The 22893-nt window shown below is 68.1% G+C and carries 21 protein-coding genes; 13 read left to right on the top strand and 8 right to left on the bottom strand.

Features of this window, described 5'->3' with window-relative positions:
* Complete coding sequence (locus tag PA6_RS22955; RefSeq protein WP_021702634.1) at positions 1 to 2583, top strand: alpha/beta fold hydrolase; 2583 nt, start codon at positions 1 to 3, stop codon at positions 2581 to 2583.
* The gene (locus tag PA6_RS19200; RefSeq protein WP_021702635.1) at positions 2580 to 5114 is read left to right on the top strand and encodes an HlyD family secretion protein; all 2535 of its coding nucleotides are present in this window, start codon (positions 2580 to 2582) and stop codon (positions 5112 to 5114) included. The genes PA6_RS22955 and PA6_RS19200 overlap by 4 nt, the downstream gene beginning before the upstream one ends.
* A gap of 276 nt (positions 5115 to 5390) precedes the next feature.
* Here the strand turns inward: PA6_RS19200 and PA6_RS19205 are convergent, their stop codons facing one another.
* Complete coding sequence (locus PA6_RS19205) at positions 5391 to 6647, bottom strand: NAD(P)/FAD-dependent oxidoreductase (RefSeq protein WP_021702636.1); 1257 nt, start codon at positions 6645 to 6647, stop codon at positions 5391 to 5393.
* A gap of 371 nt (positions 6648 to 7018) precedes the next feature.
* Here PA6_RS19205 and PA6_RS19210 point away from each other — a divergent pair, with 371 nt between their 5' ends.
* Entirely contained in the window at positions 7019 to 8608 is a 1590-nt protein-coding gene (locus tag PA6_RS19210; RefSeq protein ID WP_021702637.1) for a sensor domain-containing diguanylate cyclase, read from the top strand.
* Here the strand turns inward: PA6_RS19210 and PA6_RS19215 are convergent.
* Positions 8605 to 9297, bottom strand: a complete 693-nt coding sequence (locus PA6_RS19215) for an aspartate/glutamate racemase family protein (protein WP_021702638.1) — start codon at positions 9295 to 9297, stop codon at positions 8605 to 8607. The two genes, PA6_RS19210 and PA6_RS19215, sit on opposite strands and share 4 nt — an antisense overlap.
* 153 nt (positions 9298 to 9450) lie before the next feature.
* Between PA6_RS19215 and PA6_RS19220 the strand changes: the two genes are divergently transcribed.
* Positions 9451 to 10335 (top strand): pseudouridine synthase, encoded by an 885-nt coding sequence (locus tag PA6_RS19220; protein ID WP_021702639.1) that lies wholly within the window; start codon positions 9451 to 9453, stop codon positions 10333 to 10335.
* 4 nt (positions 10336 to 10339) lie between these two features.
* Here the strand turns inward: PA6_RS19220 and PA6_RS19225 are convergent, their stop codons facing one another.
* Both PA6_RS19225 and PA6_RS22550 read right to left on the bottom strand, forming a co-directional pair.
* Positions 10340 to 11245: an AraC family transcriptional regulator gene (locus PA6_RS19225; protein ID WP_021702640.1), complete on the bottom strand. Its 906-nt coding sequence runs from the start codon at positions 11243 to 11245 to the stop codon at positions 10340 to 10342.
* A gap of 120 nt (positions 11246 to 11365) precedes the next feature.
* Positions 11366 to 12106, bottom strand: coding sequence for a substrate-binding periplasmic protein (locus tag PA6_RS22550; protein WP_162149689.1), 741 nt, complete (start codon positions 12104 to 12106; stop codon positions 11366 to 11368).
* Between the two features lie 160 nt (positions 12107 to 12266).
* Here PA6_RS22550 and PA6_RS19235 point away from each other — a divergent pair, with 160 nt between their 5' ends.
* On the top strand, positions 12267 to 12569 hold the full coding sequence (locus tag PA6_RS19235) for a putative quinol monooxygenase (protein ID WP_021702642.1): 303 nt from the start codon (positions 12267 to 12269) through the stop codon (positions 12567 to 12569).
* Here the strand turns inward: PA6_RS19235 and PA6_RS19240 are convergent.
* Positions 12547 to 12852 (bottom strand): I78 family peptidase inhibitor, encoded by a 306-nt coding sequence (locus PA6_RS19240; RefSeq protein WP_021702643.1) that lies wholly within the window; start codon positions 12850 to 12852, stop codon positions 12547 to 12549. The two genes, PA6_RS19235 and PA6_RS19240, sit on opposite strands and share 23 nt — an antisense overlap.
* A gap of 68 nt (positions 12853 to 12920) precedes the next feature.
* Positions 12921 to 13520 carry a short chain dehydrogenase gene (locus PA6_RS19245; RefSeq protein WP_021702644.1) on the bottom strand — a complete coding sequence of 200 codons (600 nt, stop codon included), beginning with the start codon at positions 13518 to 13520 and terminating at the stop codon, positions 12921 to 12923.
* A gap of 114 nt (positions 13521 to 13634) precedes the next feature.
* Between PA6_RS19245 and PA6_RS19250 the strand changes: the two genes are divergently transcribed.
* A complete protein-coding gene (locus PA6_RS19250) occupies positions 13635 to 14549 on the top strand; it encodes a LysR family transcriptional regulator (RefSeq protein ID WP_021702645.1) in 915 nt (304 codons plus the stop codon).
* Here PA6_RS19250 and PA6_RS19255 read toward each other — a convergent pair.
* Positions 14539 to 15462: a LysR family transcriptional regulator gene (locus tag PA6_RS19255; RefSeq protein ID WP_021702646.1), complete on the bottom strand. Its 924-nt coding sequence runs from the start codon at positions 15460 to 15462 to the stop codon at positions 14539 to 14541. The genes PA6_RS19250 and PA6_RS19255 overlap by 11 nt on opposite strands.
* 110 nt (positions 15463 to 15572) lie before the next feature.
* Between PA6_RS19255 and PA6_RS19260 the strand changes: the two genes are divergently transcribed.
* The 4 genes from PA6_RS19260 to PA6_RS19275 all read left to right on the top strand — a co-directional run bounded on the left by PA6_RS19260 (position 15573) and on the right by PA6_RS19275 (position 18375).
* On the top strand, positions 15573 to 16415 hold the full coding sequence (locus PA6_RS19260; protein ID WP_021702647.1) for a type 1 glutamine amidotransferase domain-containing protein: 843 nt from the start codon (positions 15573 to 15575) through the stop codon (positions 16413 to 16415).
* A gap of 189 nt (positions 16416 to 16604) precedes the next feature.
* The gene (locus PA6_RS19265) at positions 16605 to 17288 is read left to right on the top strand and encodes a type 1 glutamine amidotransferase domain-containing protein (protein WP_021702648.1); all 684 of its coding nucleotides are present in this window, start codon (positions 16605 to 16607) and stop codon (positions 17286 to 17288) included.
* Positions 17289 to 17291: 3 nt separating this feature from the next.
* Complete coding sequence (locus PA6_RS19270) at positions 17292 to 17711, top strand: VOC family protein (RefSeq protein ID WP_021702649.1); 420 nt, start codon at positions 17292 to 17294, stop codon at positions 17709 to 17711.
* Positions 17712 to 17718: 7 nt separating this feature from the next.
* Positions 17719 to 18375 (top strand): cupin domain-containing protein, encoded by a 657-nt coding sequence (locus PA6_RS19275; protein ID WP_021702650.1) that lies wholly within the window; start codon positions 17719 to 17721, stop codon positions 18373 to 18375.
* Here PA6_RS19275 and PA6_RS19280 read toward each other — a convergent pair.
* Complete coding sequence (locus PA6_RS19280) at positions 18372 to 19598, bottom strand: NADH:flavin oxidoreductase/NADH oxidase family protein (RefSeq protein WP_021702651.1); 1227 nt, start codon at positions 19596 to 19598, stop codon at positions 18372 to 18374. The two genes, PA6_RS19275 and PA6_RS19280, sit on opposite strands and share 4 nt — an antisense overlap.
* Before the next feature lie 77 nt (positions 19599 to 19675).
* On the opposite strand from PA6_RS19280, the gene PA6_RS19285 reads away from it, so the two are divergent.
* From PA6_RS19285 to PA6_RS19295, 3 genes are all read left to right on the top strand, one after another.
* Positions 19676 to 20083 (top strand): MerR family transcriptional regulator, encoded by a 408-nt coding sequence (locus tag PA6_RS19285; RefSeq protein WP_021702652.1) that lies wholly within the window; start codon positions 19676 to 19678, stop codon positions 20081 to 20083.
* Between the two features lie 84 nt (positions 20084 to 20167).
* Entirely contained in the window at positions 20168 to 21118 is a 951-nt protein-coding gene (locus tag PA6_RS19290) for a hypothetical protein (RefSeq protein WP_021702653.1), read from the top strand.
* Positions 21119 to 21445: 327 nt separating this feature from the next.
* On the top strand, positions 21446 to 22759 hold the full coding sequence (locus tag PA6_RS19295) for an NAD(P)/FAD-dependent oxidoreductase (RefSeq protein WP_021702654.1): 1314 nt from the start codon (positions 21446 to 21448) through the stop codon (positions 22757 to 22759).
* Positions 22760 to 22893 lie beyond the last annotated feature (134 nt).

A 22893-nucleotide genomic window follows, 5' to 3' on the forward strand; every position in this document is an offset into this window, starting at 1 on the left:
ATGGCGATGGCCGAGGTCAACGGAGTCCGGCTGCACTACCAACAGCTGTCCTGCGAGCGCACGCAAGGCGAGGTCGAGGACGTGGTGCTGATCCACGGCCTCGCCGCCAACCTGGCGTTCTGGTATCTGCAGATCGGCCATGCGCTGGCACGCAATTATCGGGTGACCATGTACGACCTGCGCGGTCATGGTCGCTCGAGCATGCCGCAGCAGGGCTACACCCCGGCCGAACAGGCCGAGGACCTGCGTCAGTTGCTCGATCACCTGGGTATCGGTAGGGCGCATTTCATCGCCCACAGTTTCGGCGGCACCATCGCGCTGAACCTGGCCTGCGAGCAGCCGCAGCGCTTTCGCAGCCTGACCATCGCCGATACGCACATCGCCGCCATTCGCAACGTCGGTGCCGACTGGCGCTATGCCGACCACATCCAGCGCATCCTGGACGACAACGGCATTGCCCTGAACACCCGCGAACCTTACTTCGGCTACCGCCTGCTCAAGGAGGCGGCGACCCTGCAACTGAATCAGCGCGAGCTGCCGGAAGCGTTGCGCGAGCTGATCAACCCGCTGATGGGCGCTTCCGGCAAGCGCACTGCCGACCAGTGGGTGCGGCTGCTGGAAACCACCTCGGCGCAGGCCGAGCTGATGGGCGACGACGGCCTGGATGTGGAACGCCTGCGCCAGCTCGACTGCCCGATCCTGGCGATCTACGGCGAGCGTTCGCAGGCGGTGACCACTGGCGAGCTGCTGCTGAGCGTGTGGCCGCGCGCCGACTTCCGCCAGGTGCGCGGCGCCGGGCACTTCTTCCCGGCCTCGCGGCCGCAGAAGCTGATCCGTTCCTTCGAGTTCTTCCTGCGCCGCGCCAGTGGTCAGCGCCAGGGCCGTGCCGAGGATGACCAGACCAGGGCCTTCTTTCGCAGCGATCGCCTGTACAGCCGTGCCGAGCAGTGGTTCTACGCCACCCGCGAGGGCAAGGAGCAGGGGCCCTTCGGCGACTTCGACGAGGCCCTCGACCATCTCAACGCCTTCATCGCCGAGGTGCTGGCGCGCAAGGTGCGCGCCGGGTCGATGTTCAACCTGCCGAGCAAGATGCGCGTGCCGGCCGGGCTCAACGAGGACGATTTCCGTCTGATCGCGCGCAACGGTTTCGGCGACGGCATCAACGCTTATGCCCATGCCATGGCCTGGTTCAACGACCACCTGTATGTCGGTACCACGCGTGGCAACTTCCCGCTGATGAAGGCGCGCCTGCCGATCAGCATGGACCCCTGGCCGGTGGAATGTCCGGCCAACCCCTTCGATCTCGATCTGCACGCCGAGATCTGGCGCTACAACCCGCGCAAGGACGAGTGGAAACGGGTGTTCAAGGCGCCGACCATCGTCGGCAGCGACGGCTCGAAGATTCCCCGCGAGCTGGGCTTTCGCGGCATGTGCGTGTATCCCGGCAGCCCGGGGCACAAGCCGGCGCTGTTCGTCAGCACCTGGTCACCGGCCAAGGGACCGGGGCCGCTGTTGCTGCGCAGCGAGGACGGGCTGAACTTCACGCCCAGCTGCGAGCCGGGGCTGATGGGCCTGCCGGTAACCACCATCCGCACCATGGTCAGCTTCAAGGGGCGCATGTACACCACCCCGGCCGGCTCGCGTGGCGGCAACCCCAATGTCTCCTCGCACTCCATCGTCTACGAGAGCGCGGCGCCCGAGCTGGGACAGTGGGAGGCGGTCAGCGACTTCGGCTTCGGCGACGACGGCAACAAGACCATCTTCGAGATGTGTCCGTTCGGCGACCATCTGTACGTCGGCACCTTCAACCTGAGCGGCTACCAGGTGTGGCGCAGCACCTGCGAGAGCAAGCCCTACCACTGGGAGCAGGTGATCGCCGACGGCGCCGGCCGTGGTCCGCTCAACCAGTCGGTGCTGAGCATGTATCCCTTCAAGGGGGCGATGTACGTCGGCAGCGCCATCCAGGGCGGCGGCATCGACCGGCAGAACGGTGTGGGGCCGGCGCCGCCCGAGCTGATCCGCATCCACCCGGACAAACGCTGGGACCTGCTGGTGGGCGATGCACGGATGACCGACAGCGGCTGGAAGGAGCCGCTGTCGGGCTACATGGCCGGCTTCGACAACTTCTTCAACGGCTACTTCTGGCGCATGGCCGAGCACGAGGGCTGGCTGTACCTGTCGACCTTCGACTGGAGCGGCCTGCTCGGCTACGCCCGGCGCGACAGCTGGCCGGAGCCTTTCCTCAACATCGTCAACCATGTCGGCGAGCAGTTCATCTTCGAGCGCCAGTCGGGCTTCGACCTTTACCGCAGCTACGACGGCGAGAACTGGGTGCCGGTGACCACCGATGGCATGGGCAACCCCTACAACATCGGTATGCGCACCATCGTTTCCTCGCCCTACGGCCTGTTCCTCGGCGCTGCCAACCCCTTCGGTCCCAAGGTCTGGCCTCTGGGCGGGGACCGTTACATCGACAACCCGCGCGGCGGCTGCGAAGTGTTCTTCGCCCCGCGCAAACAGATGACCTCGGCCGCACCCAGCGCCGGTATCCGTGACCGGTCCACAGGAAGCCCCGTGCTATGAACGGCAATATCTCCGCGAAGAAAGAGTCCGATCTCGGCGATGCCCGCAAGATCGCCACGCCACTGCTGCTGCGCAAGGGGCTGCAGGTATTCCTGCGCAACGGCCGGCAGGAGCCGCTGTATGTGGTGCTCGACCCGGCCAACCAGCTGCAATGGGAGCTGGAAACCCGGCAATTCTTCATCCTCGAGATGATGCAGGTGGACGAGGAGTTCGTCGCCATCGCGGCCAGCTATGAGCGGCGCTTTGCACAGATGCTCAGCCGTGGCGAGCTGGATGCGATGCTGGTCAACCTGATCGATCAGCGCCTGCTGGGCCTGGCCGCCGCTGCCCATCCGCTGGTGGCGCAGTACCGCGAGCAGCTGCAGGAAGACCTGCAGCGCCTGCTGGAGGAAAAGGTTGCGCGCTTTCGTGACAAGGCCACCCCGCCGGCGCGGCGCGAGGCGGCCGCTCCGGCCCCGGCACCGATCAGCGCGGCACCGCTCAAGACGGCGTCGCCGAGCCATGCTGCTGCCGCCAGCGATGCCGGGCGAGGCGCTGGCGAGCCGCTGCAGGCTGGGGTACGCGATGCGGCGGGGATGGACGACACCTTGCAGATCCCGGTCTTGCACCTGTTCAATCCGCATGGCCTGCTCAAGTCCCTGCAGGGCTGGCTGGAGCCCCTGAGGTACGGCGTCTTCGTCCTGCCGCTGCTGTTCGGGTTGGCCCTGGGTATCCTGCTCAACAACTATGGCCAGGCGCATCAGGATGCCACGCGGCTGTTGTCGGGCTTTGGTGCCGTTGGCCAGGTGCTGTTCAGCCTGTTCACCGTCAACCTGCTATGCACCCTGACCCTGGCGCTCACCGCGCAGAAGTACCGCGGTACGGTGTACAGCCTGTCACTGGCCTTCATGCTCGGCTTCCTGCCGCGCTTCATGCCGCGCATCCGCCATCTGGTTGGCTTGAGCCGGCGCGAACGTCTGTGGCTGCATGGTGGTCCGGTGCTGATGCGCCTGGCGCTGTTCAGCCTGGGCGTGTTCACCTGGTACCTGAGCCGTGCCTCCAACGGTACATTGCCGGTTGCCGGCCTGGCCCTGGCGATGACCAGTGGGGTGGCGCTGCTGCTGACGCTCAATCCGCTGTCGAAGAGCAGTGGCTATCACCTGATCGCGGTGCTGGTGAACGAGCCGCAGCTGCGCGGCAAGGCGTTCAAGGCGCTGTTCGGCCGGATCAAGGGCGATGCCTATCGCGAAGCCAACGACACCGCCCTGGTGGCCTATGGCCTGGCCTCGATCCTGTACTCGGTGCTGCTGTTCGTCATTGCCCTGCTGCTGGTCGGCAGCTGGTTGCAGGTCAACTTCGGCGGCACCGGCGTGCTGGCCTGCACGGTGCTGATCGGCTACCTGAGCGTGCTGACCTATCGCAAGTTCAAGTCGGCCAACGAGATGTACGAGCGCGCCATCCAGTACGAGCGCTGGAAGCGCCGCCGTTTGCCGGAAAACGTCGAGCAGAAGGTTGGCGCCCGCCCGGACAACAAGCTGGCGCGCTACACCGGGCGGGTGTTTGCCCTGTCGCTGCTGATCTGCCTGTTCCTGCCCTATCCCTACGAGCCGGGCGGCTCCTTCGTGATTCTGCCGACCGAGCAGCAGCAGGTGGCCAGCGATATCGGCGGCATCGTCACCGAGGTGCTGGTGGAAGGCGGCGAGCAGGTTAAGGCCGGTCAGGTGCTGGCGCGCCTGGCCACCGGCGACTTGGCCGCGCAGGTGAAGATTGCCGAGGCGCGCATCGCCGAGGAGCAGGCGATAGTCGCCGAGCTGAAGGCGCGACCGCGGGCGGAAGAGGTGGACGTGGCCCGGCGTAGCCTGGACATGGCGCGCACCCAGACCCAGTTCAGCCTGACCAACCACCAGCGCCATATCACCCTGCTGGCCAAGGGCGGTGTCTCCGCCCAGCAGGCCGACCAGGCGCGTCGCCAGTACGAAGTGGATCTGATGGCGGTGAAGGTCGCCGAGGCCAACCTGGCGCTGGTCAGCAGTGGTGCCACCCCGGACTCCATCGCCGCCGCCGAGGCGCAGGTACAGCGCTGGCAGAGTGAACGCAACCTGTACCAGGCGAAGATCGAGCGTTCGCAGCTGCGTGCACCGATGGACGGCAAGCTGATCACCCTGCTGCTCAAGCAGAAGGTCGGCAAGTTCCAGCCGCCGGGCGAACCCTTCGCCGTGGTGGAGAAGGCTGAGCGGGTGTTCGCCGAGATCGAGGTACCGGAAACCGAGATCGGCTACGTGCAGCCGGGCGCGGTACTCAAGGTCAAGCCGCTGGCCTACTCGGACAGGCTGTTCGACGGCACCGTAACGCAGATCGATGCCAACGTGGTGGAGAAGACCGCCGGCAAGTACGTCAAGGTGCTGACCGTGATCGACAACCCGGGCGGCGAGCTGAAGTCCGGCATGACTGGCTATGCCAAGTCCGCTGGTGAGACCCTGCCGGTGTGGAAGGCCTTCACTCGGGCGATCTTCCGCTTTATCGATGTGGAGCTGTGGTCGTGGATTCCGTGATGGTGATCAATGCGTGATGGCTTTTGCTCCCTCTCCCGTTTACGGGAGAGGGCTGGGGAGAGGGCTGGGGAGGGAGGGTATGGGGGGGCTGTGACCCTCTTTACTGTGCTGGCTGCCTCGGTCGTTCTCCCACACGTGGGCGTGGGAGGCGCCGCCGTGTAGCCCGGATGCAATCCGGGAAACAGGCAGCTCCGCCCCCCGGATTGCATCCGGGCTACGAATGAAAACACCGGCCTTGGCCGGTGTCTTTCGTTTCGTAGGGGACTATCGCCAGGCTCAGGCTGCCGGTACCGGCAGCAGCTCCTTCAGCGGCCTGCTGTCGTCGGCCAGCTGCGCGTCTGTCACGGCAATGCCTTCGGCCACCAGGCGCTTGGCGGCGATGAAGTCCTGCGGGCGGTTCACCGTGTCGGCGGCCAGTACCTTGTCGCCCTTGAGGTAGAAGGCGCTGAAGCTGTCGGTTGCCGGGTCGCCGCGCAGTACCAGGCGTTCGAAGCCTTCGGCGAGGCCGACCATCTTCAGTTTCAGCTCGTACTGGTCGGACCAGAACCAGGGCACCGAGGCGTAGGTCTTGGCCTTGCCGGCCATGTTGGCGGCGGCCACCCGTGACTGTTCCAGGGCATTGGGCACCGACTCCAGGCGCAGGCGGCGACCGAGCAGGGCGTTGGGATGGTTGGTGCAATCGCCGGCGGCGTAGATGTGCGGGTCGCTGGTCTGCGCGTGTTCGTCGACCAGGATGCCGTTGTCCACTTGCAGCCCGGCCTCGGCGGCCAGCTCGGTGTTGGCCAGCAGGCCGATGCCGACCACCACCAGGTCGGCCGCCAGGCGGCTGCCGTCGGCGCAGAGCACGGCCGTGACCGTATCGCCCGTTACTTCCAGGTCGGCCACCTGCACGCCGGTACGGATATCCACCCCGGCCTCGCGGTGCTTGCGCTCGTAGTAGGCCGACAGCTCGGCGGCGGTAACCCGCTGCAGCACCCGTGGCAGGGCTTCCAGCACGGTGACCTGGAGGCCCTGGGCGATGGCCGAGGCCGCCACCTCCAGGCCGATGTAGCCGCCACCGACGATGGCCAGGCGCTTGCCCGGTGCCAGCTGGGCGCGGATCTGCTCGACATCATCCAGGGTGCGCAGGTAGTGGAGGTTGGCGCAGCGCTCGGCGACCGCGGCATTCGGCACGCTCAGCGGGCGTGGGCGGCCGCCGGTGGCGATGGCCAGCTTGTCGTAGGCCAGCTGCGAGCCGTCGGCCAGCTCCAGGCGCTGGTTGGCGCGGTCGATACGGCTGACGCGCACGCTGCCGATGAACTCCACATTGGCCTTGTCGTAAGCCATCTGCGGGCGGATCGACAGGCTGCTCTTCTCCACGCTGCCGGCCAGGTAGGCCTTGGACAGCGGCGGGCGGTGGTAGGGCAGGTGGGCTTCCTCACCGAGCAGCAGGATGCGGCCCTCCCAGCCCTCGTTGCGCAGGGCAATGGCCAGTTCGCCGCCGGCATGGCCGGCACCGATGATGATGGCGGTGGAGGATGCAGCGTCGGTCATGGCGGGCTCTCGGGCAGATGGCAATGCCCGCTAGTGTAAGCATCCGCGCCGGCCAAGTCCCGGCCGAAGATGCCAATCGTCATGCCAGACGCACGGCCAGTCGCGCAGTACGTGAGGCTGCCCCGACCCCAGCGGAGCTGGCGGTTGGCGCCGCGCTGACCTTCAGGGGCCGCCGACCAGCATGAACAGGAGTGATGGCAGGAACGTGAATCAGGTGAGCAGGCAGACAAGGGGTGTCGCGTTTTTCCGTCCCCGGACCTGTTGGGCTACGCGATAATGCCTCGGGCAGCCGCGCCGGGGCTTCTTTATTGACCCTGACGGCGCTTTTCTATATTTCAGACAGTGGGCCACAAGGCGGGCGGCGATATTCGATGAGTGCAGGCAACCATGAAGACAGCAGCCGTCGTCGCTGGTGGCAGAAGCCGGGCGTGCTGCCACTGGCCCGGGTCTTCGTGGTGCTGGTCTGCCTGTCGCTGCTTGCCACCGACGGCTGGCTGATGTGGAAAGCGCGCCAGGTCCAGCTGCGCGATGCCGAGATCGAGACGTCCAACCTGGCGGCGGCACTGGCCCGCCAGGCCAGTGACTCGTTGAAGAAGGCCGACACCGTCCTGCTCGATCTGGTCGAGCGTCTGCAGACCGATGGTCGCCAGCCCGCGCAGTTGCAACGCCTGGCGCAGCTGATGCGCATGCATGTCCACGAGCAGGGCGAGCTGCATGGACTGTTCGCCTATGACCGCGACGGTCGCTGGCTGGTCAACTCCTTCGGCGAGGTGCCGCCAGGGGCCAACAACGCCGACCGCGAATACTTCATCTACCACCGCGATCACCCCGATGACCACGGCCCCCGCGTCGGCCGGCCGATCCGCAGCCGCATGACCGGCGATTGGATCATCCCGCTGTCGCGGCGCCTGGAAGACGGCGCGGGCAACTTCGCCGGCGTGGCCCTGGCGACGCTGTCCATCGACTACTTCCGCCAGTTCTACGCCACCTTCGACATTCGCCAGCAGGGCACCATCAACCTGGTGCTGAATGATGGCACCCTGATCCTGCACAGCCCGTTTCGTGAGCCGATGATCGGCATGAGCGTGACCCACAGCCAGATCTTCAGCCGGCTGCTGCCGCAAAGCCCGAGCGGCACCGCGATGCTGCCCTCGATCAATGATGGCGTGGTACGGATCTACAGCTACCGGCAGGTCCAGGGTTACCCGCTGGTGATCATCGCTGCGCTGGCCAAGGACGACATCCTCGCCGACTGGCGCGATGATACCCTGCGTCAGGTGCTGATCGTCGCCCTGCTGATGGCCCTGCTGGGGCTGTTCGGCTTTCATCTGCTGCGCCTGATCAAGCAGGCCCAGCACACCGAGGTGGAGCTGATCGCCACCCGCGACGCCCTGCGTGCCTTCAATCAGCGTCTGGAGCAACAGGCGCTGGAAGACGAGCTGACGCGCCTGGCCAACCGCCGCCGTTTCATTCGGGCGCTGAGCGACGAGTTCGCCCGCGCCAATCGCTCGCAGCGACCCCTGGCGCTGGTGCTCTTCGATGTCGACTACTTCAAGCAGTACAACGATATCTACGGCCATTCGGCCGGCGACGAATGCCTGCGCCTGGTCGCCGAGGTGATTCGCGACGCGCAGAAGCGCCCAGCCGACCTGGCAGTGCGCTATGGCGGCGAGGAGTTCTGCCTGCTGTTGCCCGAGACCGACCGCGAGGGTGCCCTGCAGGTCGCCGAGCAGGTGCGCATGGCTTTGGAAGAGCGCGCCGTGGCTCACGCCGGCTCGCCCTGGCGGCGCCTGAGCCTGAGTGCCGGGGTCAATGTCTACTGGCCGGCGGAAGGCGTGGTGCTGGAAAAGGGACCGGAAGCGCTGATCCAGGGCGCCGACAAGGCGCTGTACGCGGCCAAGGCTGCCGGCCGCGATCGGGTGATGCTGTATGACGAGCGCATCGCGCAGCTGATCGGCTAGCTCAACGCCCGCTCGGCGGCCGCCTGCGCATGCAGCACGCAGGTGTCGAATAGCGGCACCTCGGCATCGTCGGCCCGTACCAGCAGGCCGATCTCGGTGCAGCCCAGAATCACCGCCTGGGCGCCACGCGCCACCAGGCGCGAGATGACCTGGCGGTATGCCTGCCGCGAGGCCTCGCTGACGACGCCCCGGCACAGCTCCTCGTAGATCACCCGATGCACCTCGGCGCGGTCCGGTTCGTCCGGTACCAGCACCTGAATGCCGTGACGATCCTCCAGGCGCTGGCGGTAGAAGGGCTGCTCCATGGTGAAACGGGTGCCGAGCAGGCCGACCCGCTGCAGGCCGGCCGCCTGGATGGCGGCAGCGGTCGGGTCGGCGATATGCAACAGCGGCAGAGCGCTGGCTGCCTCGATGGCATCCGCCACCTTGTGCATGGTGTTGGTGCACAGCAGCAGGAAGTCCGCGCCCGCACTTTCCAGGCGCCTGGCCGCATCGGCCAGCAGCGTGCCGGCGGCGGCCCAGTCGCCCTGGCGCTGCAGCGCTTCGATCTCATGGAAGTCCAGGCTGTAGAGCACCAGTCGTGCCGAATGCAGGCCGCCCAGGCGCTCGCGCACCGCTTCGTTGATATGGCGGTAGTAGGGCAGGGTGGACTCCCAGCTCATGCCACCGAGCAGGCCTATGGTCTTCATCGCGAACTCCTGGGTATCGGTCGCCGATCATGCGCCGCCGGCACCGTGACCCGACAGTGACAGCCAGGCGTGGATCGACCCCAACAGATGACCGGGGCGGCGTTTTTCCGCTGACTGCGGAATAATGCGCAGCCCCGTCGTCGAGCCCCTGTCATGTCGTTGCGCCCCCTGCACGTCCGCCCCAGTTTCCTGCACCTGCCGCCCGGTGACTGGGCAACCGTGCTCGACTGCCTGTGCGCGCGCTTCCCGCAGATCTCCCGGGAAACCTGGCTGCAGCGCATGGCCCGTGGCCTGGTGCTGGACGACCGCGACCAGCCGCTGGGCCCGCATGCCCCTTACCGCGAGGCGCTGCGCGTGCAGTACTTCCGCGAGATCGAGAACGAGCGGCAGATTCCGTTCCAGGCGCAGATCCTTCATCAGGACGCGCACCTGCTGGTGGCCGACAAACCGCACTTCCTGCCGGTGATGCCGGCCGGCGACTACGCCGAGGAAACCCTGCTCACCCGCCTGGTGCGCGAGACCGGCAACCCGCACCTGGCACCGCTGCACCGCATCGACCGGCACACCGCCGGGCTGGTGCTGTTCTCCACCGCACCGGCCAGCCGCGGCGCCTACCAGGCACTGTTCCGCGAACGGCGCATCGACAAGCGCTACCAGGCCATCGCCCCGGCACTGCCGCAATACGACTTCCCGCTGCGTCGGCACAGCCGCCTGGAGAAGGGCGAGCCGTTCTTCCGCATGCGTGAGGTGGCGGGCGAGCCGAACAGCGAGACCCTGCTGGAAGTGCTGGAGCGCCACGGCGAACAGTGGCGCTACCGCCTGTTCCCGGTGACCGGCAAGCAGCACCAGCTGCGCGTGCACATGGCCGCCCTCGGCGCGCCGATCGCCAATGACACCTTCTACCCCGAGCTGGTCGACGAGAAGGGCGTGGACGACTTCACCCGGCCGCTCAAGCTGCTGGCCCACAGCCTGGCCTTCGCCGACCCGCTGAGCGGCGAGCCGCGCAGCTTCGAGAGCCGTATCGAGCTCGACTGGTAGCGCTTCAGATCGCGCTGCGCAGCCGCGCCAGGTCGCGCACCGGTGGCTCGCCGAACAGGCGGCTGTATTCGCGGCTGAACTGCGACGGGCTTTCGTAGCCCACCCGGTAGCCGGCGCTCGATACATCCAGGTTCTCGCACAGCATCAGGCGTCGCGCCTCCTGCAGGCGCAGCTGCTTCTGGTACTGCAGCGGGCTCATGGCGGTCACCGCCTTGAAGCGGTGGTGCAGGGTGGAGGTGCTCAGGTTGGCCACGCGCGCCAGTTCGTCGATGCGCAGCGGCGCGTCGTAGTGCCGGTTCAGCCACTCGATGGCACGGTTGACCCGGTGCGCCTGGCTGTCCGCCGTGGCGATGTCGCGCAGCAGCTGGCCCTGCGGGCTGCACAGCAGGCGGTAAAGGATCTCGCGGCGCACCAGCGGGGCGAGCATGGCGATGTCGCGCGGCGCTTCCAGCAGGCGTAGCAGGCGCAGCACCGCGTCGAGCAGCGGCGCGTCCAGCTGGTCGACATGCAGGCCACGGCCGTTGCCGCGGCTGGGCACGCCGATGGGACCGGCGCTGGCGATCAGCTCACCCAGCTCGGCCGGGTCGATGTCCAAGCGCAGGCTCAGGTAGGGTTCGTCGGCCGTGGCCAGGGTCACTTCGCCGGTGACCGGCAAGGTCACCGAGGCCACCAGGTAGTGCAGCGGGTCGTAGCAGTAGCTCTCGCTCTCCAGGCGCACCACCTTCTGGCCCTGGGCCATGATGCACAGGGCCGGGCGGTACAGGGTGTGGATGATCGGCGAGGGCGCGCTGGCGCGATACAGCACCAGGCTGGCGATGTCGGTCTCGTGAGTGCCGTCCGCTGCGGCGAAACGGGCGATCAGCTCGGCCAGCTGCAGGCGCTGGCTGTCCACGGCGTTGGCGTCTGGCATGGGGCGTTCCTCCGGGGTGGCTCGCAGCTTACCCGGCACGCGGCGGGAAAGTCGGCCGTCCGGGTTATCTCGGCAGGATTAGGCAAGTCTCGGGCAGTATCGTGCAGGTTGTTCGCCTGCTCAGTGGGCGTAGTGGTCGTACAGCTGCCGGTAGCGGCCGTCGCGGTTCAGCTGGGCCAGGGCCGCGCGCCAGCGCGCCACCTCGCTGGCCGGCGTATCCAGGGACAGGGCGATGTAGCCATGGTCGTGGCCCAGTGACACCGCGCTGGGCGTCACCTCGGCCAGCTCCACGTCGGCCTCCGCCAGCTTGCTCGGCAGGTCGCTGTCGGCCGACGCGACCAGCAGCACGCGGCCGGCGGCAAGCATGCGAAAACAGCCGGCATAGGAGTTGGCGCGCTGCAGCTGGGTGAAGCCGTGTTCGGCCAGCAGGCTGTCATGGGAGCTGCCGTTGAGTACGCAGACCGGCAGGTCGGTAGCGTCGGCCAGGCTTCGGATGCCGGTGGGGCGCACGCTCAGTTCGTACAGGTAGTCGGTCTCGTGCAGGGTCGGGCCGACCCAGTGCACCAGATGCTCACGCTCTTCGGTGCGGCTGAGATTGAACAGCACCACATGGTTGCGTGACTGCACCAGCTTGAGGCCGCGCGCCAGTGGCACCTCGACAATGCTCTGCGGTTGTCCCAGCTCGCCGAGCAGGGCACGTACCAGTTCGACATAGAAAGCCCGCTTGCCGCCGTGTGGCTGGCCGCGCAGGCTGCCGTCAACAGTGCTGGCCTGGGCGCCGAGGCTGTGGGTATAGACCTGCCAGTCCGCGGCGGAGGCCGGCAGCGTGGCGAGCAGCAGGGCGAGCAGCAAGGGTCTCAAGGGCGGTCTCGGCGGGTGGCAGATGCTGGCAGAGTGCAATGTCCGGGCCGTCTGCGCAACTTTCTCGGCAGAATCAGGCAAATGCCGGACAGTATCCGGCTAACCCCTACGCTCCGCTCGGCCGCAGTCTCTGTGACCTGAGTGACAAGGGAGCGATGCCATGAAGCGAACGATAGTCAGCCTGGCCTGCTGCCAGGCGGCAGCGGGACAGGAGGCGATGCTGGAGCGGCGTCTCGGCGCGTTGCTGCAATGCGTGCGCGCCGACGCCGCCTGCCTGGGCTGTGAGCTGGAACGCCAGGGCCAGGAGTGGCAGCTGCGTGGCCACTGGGTGTCGCTGCAGGCGCTGGAGGCGCACCTGCAGCTGCCGCATATGCAGGTGCTTGGCCAACTGGTGAGTGACGGGCTGGTGCGGCGTCTGCAGATGAGCCTGACGCCTGTGATCAGCCGCAGCTCAGGCGGATGATGATGTCGTCATCGTCGATATCGATGTTCAAGCGTTGCGGGTTGTAGTCCATGGTCACCGGCTGGTTGGGGTGGGTGACCCGCAGTTGCGCGGCGCCGGACTCGATGCGCGCGCGCTCGGCCAGGTCGGTGGTGATGCGTTCTTCCAGCAGGTGCTGCACCGGCTCGGCGTTGCAGCGGCCGTCGCCCTTGGGCGCTTTGGCGCTGTCCTGCTGCGGGCTAGAGGCGCAGCCGGCGAGCAGGGCGCCGGCGAGCAGGGCGGAAAGGGGCAGGATTCGGTTCATGGTGGGCGTCCTTGTCTGAAACAGGGCTTCACCGTGCCACCGTCTGCCCCGTCAGGCAACCGTGGCGATCAGAGCACGCGGTAGACCTGGCCGGTCTGCCGGCCCTCGGCGCTCTTGGCGTAGGCCAGTGCCACCGTGGCCGCCGGCACTGCCTTGAAGCCGCGGAAGTAGGGGCCGTAGGCCGGCAGCGATTCTTCCAGGATGGTCGGGCTCACGCCGTTGATGCGCAGGCCGCGCGGCAGCTCGATGGCGGCGGCGCGGACGAAGCCGTCCAGCGCGGCGTTCACCGTGCTGACCGCCGCGCCGTAGCGGATCGGGTCTTCGCTGAGCACGCCGGAGGTGAGGGTGAAGGAGGCGCCGTCGTTGGCAAACTCGCGGCCGATCAGCACCAGATTGACCTGGCCCATCAGCTTGTCGTTTAGGCCCACGGCGAACTCCTTGGCGCTGAGCTCCTCCAGCGCGCCGAAGTGGGCGTTGCCGGCGGCGCTGATCAGCGCGTCGAACGGGCCGGTCTGCTCGAACAGGCGGCGGATCGACGCCGGGTCGGCGATGTTCACCTGCAGCTCGCCGCTGTTGCGGCCGACGCGGACGATGTCGTGGCGCTCGCGCAGTTCGCGGTCGATGGCCTGGCCGATGGTGCCGCTGGCACCGACGAGGATGATTTTCATGCTGTGGCTCCTGAGTGAGGGGTTGGTGGAGCCAGCTTAGGGTTGATTGGGTTGCCAATAATCCAGGCAATGTGAAACCTTTGGTTCTCATATGGAAACAATGAGTGCCGTGCCATGAGCGAGCTGGAAGACCTGGTCGCCTTCGCCCTGCTGGTCGAGGCCGGCAGTTTCACCGCCGCCGCCGAGCGCCTGGGCTGCAGCAAGGGCCAGTTGTCCAAGCGCATCAGCGGCCTGGAGCGCAGCCTCGGCAGCCAGCTGCTGCACCGCACCACGCGGCGCCTGCACCTGACCGCCGCCGGCGCCGCCCTGCTGCCCGAGGCCCAGGCGCTGCAGGCCCAGGCCCAGCGCGCGCGACAGACGGTGCGCAGCCTGCAGGACGAGGTGGCCGGCACGGTGCGCCTGACTGTGCCGGTGTCGCTCGGCGAGACCTTCTTCGATGCCCTGCTGCTGGATTTCGCCAGCCGCTACCCGCAGGTACAGGTCGAGCTGGACCTGGCCAACGCCTACCGCGACCTGCTGGCCGACGGCTTCGACCTGGCCATCCGCTCCGGCGTGGAGCAGGACGAGCGCCTGGTGGCGCGGCCGCTGTTCGCCCTGCAGGAAATCACCTGCGCCGCGCCGGCCTACCTGGCGCGCCACCCGGCGCCGCAGACGCCGGCCGAGCTGAGCCGCCACCAGTGCCTGCTGAATACCCACTACAGCGGCTTCGAGCAGTGGCTGTACCACCGCCAGCACCGCCTGGAGCGGGTGCCGGTGTCCGGGCAGCTGGCCAGCAACCACTACAGCCTGCTGAAGAAGGCGGCGCTGAGCGGCGCCGGCATCGCCCGCCTGCCGTCCTACATGGTCCAGGACGAGCTGGCCGATGGCCGCCTGCAATGGCTGCTGCGCGACTACCAGACGCGCAGCACCCCGGTGTTCCTTGTGCACCCCTGGCAGGGTGCCCTGCCGCGCCGCACCCAGGCGCTGGCGGACTACCTGCTTGGCTGGTTCGAGCGCAGCCGCCTGGCGCTGGACGGCCTCAGCGTCTGAGTTCGCTCGCTACCTGCTGGATCTGCTGGCGCAGCCAGCGGCGCAGGCGGTCGGCGTCGGTGCGCTCGTGCCAGATCTGCATCACTTCCACCTGCGGCAACTCCAGGCCCGCCGGCACGGGGTGCAACACCAGCGAGGCGTCGCGTGCCACCGCTTCCTCGGCCACCGAGCGCAGGCAGGTCAGCAACAGTTCGCTGCCGCGCACCAGGCGGCTCGGCGCGATGAAGCTGGACAGCCCGGCCGCCACCCGGCGCGTTTGCCCCTGGGCCTGCAGGGCGCGGTCGACCAGGCCGTTGAGGTCGCCGGTGAGGGTGGTCAGCAGGTGTTCGCAGGCCAGGTAGGCCGGCAGGTCGAGCCCCCCGGCCAGGCGCGGATGGTCGCGCGCGGCCAGCACCACGAAGTCCTCGGAGAGCAGGCGCTGCTGGCGGAAGGTGTCCGGCAGGTTGGCGTAGAAGCCGGCGATGGCCAGGTCGCAGGTGCCTTTCTCCAGCTCCTCGCGCGGCAACAGGCCACGGGTGTTGTGGGTGATCAGCAGCAGGTTGGGCGCCTGCTCGCGCAGGCGCGGCAGCAGGGCGGGCAGCAGGGTCTGCTCGATGTAGTCGGTGGTGTAGAGGTGGATGCGCTCGGCGCGCTGCAGGAAGTCGCGGCCCTCGCACTGGTCGTAGAAGGCCTCCAGCTCGGCCACCAGGCCCTGCACCAGCGGCGCCAGTTCATGGGCCCGCGGCGTTGGCGTGAGGCCGCGCGGGGCGCGCACGAACAGCGCATCGCCCAGCTCGTGGCGCAGCTTGTTCAGCTTGTGGCTCAGCGCCGGCTGGCTCAGCGCCATGCGCGCGGCGGCCAACGAGGCGTTGCGCTCCTGGTAGAGCACGTGGAAGACCAGCAGCAGGTTGAGGTCCTTGTTGGCGATATTCACTTTTTGGATACCAGAAATAAAAGCTTTCGAATTATCGAATCATAACCGCCCGCCTAAGATTCGCCTCATCCGAACGGCCCCACGTTCGCCTCATTCAACGGAGACCGCCCATGAAGACCTTCCACCCGTTGGCCCTGGCCGTGCTCGCCGGCCTCGCCGCCACCCCGGCTTTCGCCGCCGAGCCCAAGGGCCAGGTGCTGGTGCTGCTGTCCAGCGAGAACCAGCTGGTGCTCAAAGATGGCCAGCACTACGCCACCGGCTACTACCTCAACGAGTTCGGCGTGCCGGCCGACTGCCTGCTCAAGGCCGGCTACGAGCTGGTGCTGGTGACGCCCAGGGGCAATGCGCCGAGCGTGGATCAGAAGTCCGTCGACCCGCAGTACTTCGGCGGCGACGCCGCCGAGATGCAGCGCATCCAGCAGGTGGTGGCCGGGCTGCCGGGCATCGAAGACAGCCTGTCGCTCGACGAGGTGCTGGCCGGTGACCTGGGGCAGTACGAGGGGCTGTTCATCCCCGGTGGCCATGCGCCGCTGATCGACCTGGCCAACAATCCGCAGGTCGGCGCCCTGCTGCGCCATTTCCACCAGGCCGGCAAGCCCACCGCCGCCATCTGCCACGGCCCCATCGCGCTGCTGGCGGCGCAGGCCGACCCACAGGGCTACGAGGCGGCGCTGGTCAGCGGCGAACGGCCGGCGGCCAAGGACTGGACCTACCAGGGCTACCGCATGACCATCTTCTCCGACCCGGAGGAGGCGGTGTTCGAAGGCTCCCTGGATGGCGCGCGCATCCGCTACTACCCGGCCCCGGCAATGGCCGCTGCCGGTGGCGACATGCAGTACGCCAAGGCCTGGCAGCCGCACGTGGTGGTCGACCGCGAGCTGATCACCGGGCAGAACCCCTTCTCCGACAAGGCCCTGGCCGAGGCCCTGATCGACCAGCTGGAGGCGCGCTGAGCCAGCAGGCGCCTGTCCTGAAGGATGCGCCGGGCGCTTTTCAGCGGCTCGGCGAGCGGTGCCCGCCGCAGGTTGGCAGCCGGCTGGGCGATATCCGCTTTCTGGATGCGAGAAATATACCGGGCCATAGCGGCCGACCTACCCTCTACCCATAGCCATCGCAGCGGGCCCAGGCCCGAGGAGCTGACCATGAAGATTCTGCTGGTACTCACCTCCCACGACCAACTCGGCAACACCGGGCACAAGACCGGCTTCTGGCTGGAGGAATTCGCCTCGCCCTATTACGTGTTCAAGGATGCCGGGGCGCAGATCACCCTGGCCTCGCCCAAGGGCGGCCAGCCGCCGATCGACCCGAAGAGCGATGCCCCTGACGCGCAGACCGCCGCCACCCGGCGCTTTGCCGAGGACGCCGAGGCGCAGCAACTGCTGGCCACCAGCGTGCCGCTGACGCAGGTGCGCGCCGAAGACTTCGATGCGCTGTTCTACCCTGGCGGCCATGGCCCGCTCTGGGATCTGGCCGAGGACGCCACTTCCGTCGCCCTGATCGAGCGCTTCATCGCCCTCGGCAAGCCGGTAGGCGCGGTCTGTCACGCGCCGGGCGTGCTGCGCCATGTCAAGGCCGCGGACGGCACGCCGCTGGTGCGCGGCAAGCGCGTCACCGGCTTCAGCAACAGCGAGGAAGAGGCGGTTGCTTTGACCGACGTGGTGCCCTTCCTGGTCGAGGACATGCTCAAGGCCCACGGCGGCGTCTATGGCCGGGCGGCCGACTGGCACAGCCATGTCGAGGTCGACGGTCTGCTGGTCACCGGGCAGAATCCCGCTTCCTCGGACGCCAGTGCCGAGGCCCTGCTGACCCTTGTGGAACGGAACTGAGCGATGAAATACCTGCACACCATGGTGCGCGTCCGTGATCTGGACGCCTCCCTGCGCTTCTACCGCGATGCCCTCGGCCTGGAAGTACTCAAGCAGCGCGACTACCCCCAGGGCCGCTTCACCCTGGTCTACCTGGCTGCCCCGGGCGATGCGGATGCCCAGGTCGAGCTGACCTACAACTGGGACCCCGAGGACTACGGCAGCGCGCGCAACTTCGGCCACCTGGCCTATGCGGTGGACGACATCTACGCCGCCTGCCTGCGCCTGCAGGAACACGGCGTGACCATCAACCGCCCGCCGCGTGACGGCCACATGGCCTTCGTGCGCTCGCCGGACCAGATCTCCATCGAGCTGCTGCAGAAGGGCGAGCCGCTGGCGCCGGCCGAACCCTGGGTGTCCATGCCCAACGTCGGCAGCTGGTGAGCGCGCGGTGCGCCTGAACGCCGACTTCGCCCTGCCCGTGGTGATCCGCCCGGGCGATACGCCCTGGGTGGCCTCGCCGCTGGCCGGGGTGGAGCGGCGGATGCTCGACCGCATCGGCGAGGAGCTGGCGCGGGCCACCTCCATCGTGCGCTACGCGCCGGGCTCGCACTTCAGCGCGCACGGGCATCCGGGCGGTGAGGAATTCCTGGTGCTGGAGGGGGTGTTCTCCGACGAACGCGGCGACTATCCGGCCGGCACCTACGTGCGCAATCCCATCGGCAGCCGCCACGCGCCGTTCAGCCGCGAGGGCTGCACGATTTTCGTCAAGCTGATGCAGTTCGACGCGGCCGACCGCGCCGAAGTGGTGATCGACAGCCGCCGCGCCGAGTGGACGCCGGGGACGCTGCCCGGCCAGCGCGAGCTGGCCCTGCACGCGTTCGCCGCCGAGCAGGTGCGCCTGCAGCGCTGGGCGCCCGGCACCGCGCAAGCACTACAGGGCTATCCCGGCGGCGCCGAGTTGCTCGTGCTCGAAGGCAGCCTGCAGGACGAGCGTGGGACCTATCCTGCGGGCAGCTGGCTGCGCTACCCGGCGCAGTTCAGCCATAGCCCGGGCAGCAACGAGGGCTGCCTGCTCTGGTGCAAGAGCGGGCATCTCGCGCCCTAGGCGCTGGCCATCAGGCGCCGGTACTGACGGGCACGGCGGGCGGTCTTCAGCTGCTCGGCGAGCAGCGCGCGCAGCGGTGACACGCCGGGGTTGGGGCGCCGGCCCTGGCTGAGGCGGCGCAGCTGGTACTTCACCGCCGCCATATAGGCCAGCGACGCCAGCGCCTTGCGCTTCCAGCGGATCGGCGGCAGTTCGGCCGTGCTGTTCTGCCCGGCCTGCCACTGACGCGGCAGGGCCGGTTCGATGGCCAGCGCGGTGGCGATGCCGGCCATGGCCAGGCCGCTGTCGAGCACCTGCTGCACCACCGGCAGGCGACGGATGCCGCCGGTGACCATCACCGGCATGCGTGCCACCTGGGCGATCTCACGGGCGAATTCGAGGAAGTAGGCCTCGCGCGCCAGGGTGCGGCCGTCGCGGGCGTCGCCCTGCATGGCCGGTGCCTCGTAGCTGCCGCCGGACAGCTCGACCAGATCGACGTCCAGTTCATTGAGCATCTGCACCACGCGCTTGGCATCGCTGGCGTCGAAGCCGCCGCGCTGGAAGTCCGCTGAGTTCAGCTTGACCGCCACGCAGAAGCCTGGCGCCACCTGCGCGCGCACCGCCTTGACCACCTCCAGCAACAGGCGCGCGCGGTTCTCGATGGGGCCGCCCCAGCTGTCCGTGCGATGGTTGCTCAGCGGCGAGAGGAACTGGCTGAGCAGGTAACCGTGCGCGGCGTGGATCTGCACGCCGGTGAAGCCGGCCTGCTCGGCCAGTGCGGCGCTGCGGGCGAAGCGCTGGATCAGCTCGCCGATTTCCTCGTCGCTCAGCGGCCGCGGCAGCGGGAACATCTTGGAGAAGCTGCCCAGTTCCAGGGCCACGGCCGAGGGTGCCACGGTCGGCTGGCCGAGGTTGGCCTGCATCTGCCGGCCGGGGTGGTTGAGCTGCATCCAGAACTGCGCGCCCTGGGCGCGGCCGATGCGCGCCCAGTCGCGGAAGCGTTGCAGCAGGCGGTCGTCCTCCAGCACCACGCCGCCGGGGCCGGTCATGGCGCGGCGGTCGATCATCACGTTGCCGGTCAGCAGCAGGCCGGCGCCACCCTCGGCCCAGGCCTGGTACAGGCGCAGCAGTTCGGCCGAGGGGCCCTGGTCGAGGGCGGCCAGGTTTTCCTCCATCGCCGCCTTGGCGATGCGGTTGGGGATCTGGGTGCCGTTGGGCAGTAGCAGGGGCTGGAAGGCGTTCATGGAGGGCTCCGCGGTGGCGTGTGCGGCAAGACTAAGGTTAAAGTCAACTTCAAGGTCAATAGCCCGGAGGCATCGGCATGAAAATCGGCGAACTGGCCAGGCGCACCGGCCTGGCGCCCTCGCGCATCCGCTTCTACGAGGCCAGCGGGCTGATCGCCGCGCAGCGCCAGAGCAACGGCTATCGCGACTACCCAGCGGAGGCCGAGCAAACCCTGGCGGTGATCGCCTGTGCCCAGCAGTCGGGCTTCAGCCTGGAGGAAATCCGCCGCCTGCTGCCCGACCCGGTGGCCAAGAGTTGGCCGCACGACGAGCTGCTGGCCGCGCTCAGGGCCAAGGTCGGCGAGATCGAGGCGATGCAGGCGCGCCTGGCGCAGAACCGCGCGCAACTGCTGGCCACCATCGCCGACATCGAGAACAAGCCGGCGGGCATGCAGTGCGCGGAGAACGCCGAGCGCATGCTGGCCAGGCTGCACGAGCGCCAGTAGCCCGCACCTATACTCAGGAAGGACGGGCGCAGCGGCGCCATCTGCTCCCGCCCGCGGGCCCGGCATGGCGCGGGAGGCATCGAGATGCCCTGGCTGCGCCTGCTCCTCGCCGCGCCGCTGCTGGCGCTGGCGGCTTGCGCCTCGGCACCGCCGGTGCAGGTTTCCGCGCACACCTGGAGCCAGGTCGACCAGGCCATCGCTGCCGCCTCGCGCGAGGCCGAAGACCAGGCCCGCCAGTACGCGGTGGCGGCCATGGGGCGCTGGCTGCTGCTGGTGCAGCAGCAGACCGAGGAGGAGTTCATTCCCTGGTTCTCCGGCTACTGGACCCAGCAGTGGCTGGGCATCCGGGTGTCCTGGTACAAGCTCGGCGGCGACGAGGTGGAGCGGCTGGCCGCCTACCTGCAGGAGGAGTACCGCGAGCAGGTGCTGGAGCCGGTGGCCGAGGACATCTCGCCCGAGCGCATCCAGCGCGGCGCCCTGAGAATCTACATACGCCAGCTGGATATGCGCCTGCAGAGCATGGCGGCGCGTCATGGCGTACCGCAGCCACAGTTCGAGGCGCGCCTCGACGCACTGCCAGCCATCAGCGGCCCTCCCGATGCCTCGCTCCTGCAGCTGCTGCGTGCCGATCCGCTGGAACGCCTGCCGGCCTATGCGGTGCTGCTCGAACGGGTGCAGGTGAGCCCCGGTGGCGACTGGTCCAGCGATCCCGGCATCTCCCTGGTGGCCGCGCGTACCAGCGAGCGGCTGGTCGATGAGATGGCCACCAGTGGCGCCGCCAGCGCGCTATCGGCACTGCTCGGACGGGCTGCCGGCGGTGCGCTGTCGCTGGGCGTGACCCTGTTCACCGCCATCGCCCGGGCCAACGACCGGCCGCAGAGCGAGGCGCAGCTGCGCCTTGGCCTGCAGGCGACCCTGGAGCAGGAAACCCAGGCCCTGCTGCGCAGCCGCGAACACGGTGTGCTGGCCGGCGTCTGGCAACTGTCCGGGCAGATCGAGCGCGGGCTGGGGCAACCCTTCAGCTACCGCCCCTGAACTTGATTGTTTAGCGGATTCCTAACTGAAAGTGCAAAGAATCGGATTTAAACCCCGTTAGCCGCCGTGCGAGGCTGCGGAATCATGAATTTCCCTTCCTTTCCTATCGCCTGCGCGCGGCCCCTCTGGTGGGGGCGCCGTGGCTACCCCGTGCTGGCCTTCTGGGCCCTCTGGCACTGCCGTCACGCGCGGCCTCCGGATGCCAGTTTCGCCGCCTGAACCACGCAGCCGCTGTGCTGCTCCCCGCTTGCCTGCCGTGGCGCAGCGAGCGCTCCGTACAGAACAAGAATCGCCGGCCACGTACTGCCGGCCGCAGAGGAAAACACGATGAACGCCGCCACCCGCCCCGTGATCGCCGCCGCCGAGCGCGCCCCGTCCTACTACAGCGCCACGCTGAACGAGGAAACCAACTACCCGACCCTGCAGGGCCAGGTCAGCGTCGACGTCGCCATCATCGGCGGCGGATTCACCGGCGTCGCCACTGCCGTGGAGCTGGCCGAGCGCGGCCTCAAGGTGGCCATAGTCGAGACCCACAAGATCGGCTGGGGCGCCACCGGGCGCAACGGTGGCCAGGTCACTGGCAGCCTGTCCGGCGATGCGGCCATGCGCAAGCAGATGCGCAACACTCTGGGCGAGGAGGTCGACGACTTCATCTGGCACCTGCGCTGGCGCGGTCACGAGATCATCAAGAACCGGGTGGCTAAGTACGGCATCCAGTGCGACCTGCGCCACGGCCACCTGCATGCGGCGATGAAGCCCTCGCACATGGACGATTTGCAGGCCTCCTATGCCGAGGCCGTCGAGCGCGGCATGGGCGATGACGTCAGCCTGCTGGACGCCGCCGGCGTGCGCGAGCACCTGGCCAGCGACCTGTACCTGGGCGCGATCAAGAACACCCGCAACATGCACCTGCACCCGCTCAACCTGTGCATCGGCGAGGCCAAGGCCGCCGAGAGCCTGGGCGCGCTGATCTTCGAGCATTCCGAGGTGCTGGACATCATCCAGGGCGCCAACCCGGCGGTGATCACCGCTGGCGGCCGCATCGACGCCAAGCAGGTGCTGCTGGCCGGCGACGTCTACCACAAGCTGGCGCGCAAGCAGCTCAAGGGCATGATCTTCCCGGCCATGGGCGGCATCGTCACCACCGCGCCGCTGGGCGAGCTGGCCAAGGAACTCAACCCGCAGACCCTGGCCGTGTACGACTGCCGCTTCGTGCTCGACTACTACCGCATGACCGCCGACGGCCGCCTGCTGTTCGGCGGTGGCGCCAACTACTCGGGCCGCGACTCGCGCGACATCGCCGGCGAACTGCGCCCGTGCATCGAGCGCACCTTCCCGCAGCTCAAGGGGGTGGAGATCGAGTTCCAGTGGAGCTGCGCCATGGGCATCGTGATGAACCGCATCCCGCAGCTGGGCAAGCTGTCGCAGAACGTCTGGTACTGCCAGGGCTACTCCGGCCACGGCATCGCCACCACCCACATTATAGGCGAGATCATGGCCAACGCCCTGACCGGCACCCTCGGCCACTACGACACCTTCGCCGCCTGCAAGCACATCAAGGTGCCGATGGGCGACGTGTTCGGCAACCCGATGCTGGCCGCCGGCATGTGGTATTACCAGATGATGGAAAAGCTGCGCTGAGGCGCAGCTGCTCTGCTACTCGGGTGTATGGGCTGTACGTGTTCGAGGGCGCTTGCTGGGCGTTCTTGAACTATGGAAGGGCGTGCGGTTTGTATTACGCGAGAGAAACGAGGTTGTGACATGTCTGCTTCCGG

This window comes from Aquipseudomonas alcaligenes NBRC 14159 (assembly GCF_000467105.1).
In the GTDB taxonomy this organism is placed as follows: domain Bacteria; phylum Pseudomonadota; class Gammaproteobacteria; order Pseudomonadales; family Pseudomonadaceae; genus Aquipseudomonas; species Aquipseudomonas alcaligenes.

Excerpts from the sequence above, each read along its gene's own strand:
- PA6_RS19250 (WP_021702645.1), top strand. The coding sequence starts at position 13,635 with ATGAGCGAGCTGGAAGACCTGGTCGCCTTCGCCCTGCTGGTCGAGGCC.
- PA6_RS19210 (WP_021702637.1), top strand. The coding sequence starts at position 7,019 with ATGAGTGCAGGCAACCATGAAGACAGCAGCCGTCGTCGCTGGTGGCAG.
- PA6_RS19245 (WP_021702644.1), bottom strand. The coding sequence starts at position 13,520 with ATGAAAATCATCCTCGTCGGTGCCAGCGGCACCATCGGCCAGGCCATC.
- PA6_RS19260 (WP_021702647.1), top strand. The coding sequence starts at position 15,573 with ATGAAGACCTTCCACCCGTTGGCCCTGGCCGTGCTCGCCGGCCTCGCC.
- PA6_RS19235 (WP_021702642.1), top strand. The coding sequence starts at position 12,267 with ATGAAGCGAACGATAGTCAGCCTGGCCTGCTGCCAGGCGGCAGCGGGA.
- PA6_RS19270 (WP_021702649.1), top strand. The coding sequence starts at position 17,292 with ATGAAATACCTGCACACCATGGTGCGCGTCCGTGATCTGGACGCCTCC.
- PA6_RS19295 (WP_021702654.1), top strand. The coding sequence starts at position 21,446 with ATGAACGCCGCCACCCGCCCCGTGATCGCCGCCGCCGAGCGCGCCCCG.
- PA6_RS19240 (WP_021702643.1), bottom strand. The coding sequence starts at position 12,852 with ATGAACCGAATCCTGCCCCTTTCCGCCCTGCTCGCCGGCGCCCTGCTC.
- PA6_RS19200 (WP_021702635.1), top strand. The coding sequence starts at position 2,580 with ATGAACGGCAATATCTCCGCGAAGAAAGAGTCCGATCTCGGCGATGCC.
- PA6_RS19280 (WP_021702651.1), bottom strand. The coding sequence starts at position 19,598 with ATGAACGCCTTCCAGCCCCTGCTACTGCCCAACGGCACCCAGATCCCC.
- PA6_RS22955 (WP_021702634.1), top strand. The coding sequence starts at position 1 with ATGGCGATGGCCGAGGTCAACGGAGTCCGGCTGCACTACCAACAGCTG.
- PA6_RS19215 (WP_021702638.1), bottom strand. The coding sequence starts at position 9,297 with ATGAAGACCATAGGCCTGCTCGGTGGCATGAGCTGGGAGTCCACCCTG.
- PA6_RS19205 (WP_021702636.1), bottom strand. The coding sequence starts at position 6,647 with ATGACCGACGCTGCATCCTCCACCGCCATCATCATCGGTGCCGGCCAT.
- PA6_RS19220 (WP_021702639.1), top strand. The coding sequence starts at position 9,451 with ATGTCGTTGCGCCCCCTGCACGTCCGCCCCAGTTTCCTGCACCTGCCG.
- PA6_RS19225 (WP_021702640.1), bottom strand. The coding sequence starts at position 11,245 with ATGCCAGACGCCAACGCCGTGGACAGCCAGCGCCTGCAGCTGGCCGAG.
- PA6_RS19290 (WP_021702653.1), top strand. The coding sequence starts at position 20,168 with ATGCCCTGGCTGCGCCTGCTCCTCGCCGCGCCGCTGCTGGCGCTGGCG.
- PA6_RS19285 (WP_021702652.1), top strand. The coding sequence starts at position 19,676 with ATGAAAATCGGCGAACTGGCCAGGCGCACCGGCCTGGCGCCCTCGCGC.
- PA6_RS19265 (WP_021702648.1), top strand. The coding sequence starts at position 16,605 with ATGAAGATTCTGCTGGTACTCACCTCCCACGACCAACTCGGCAACACC.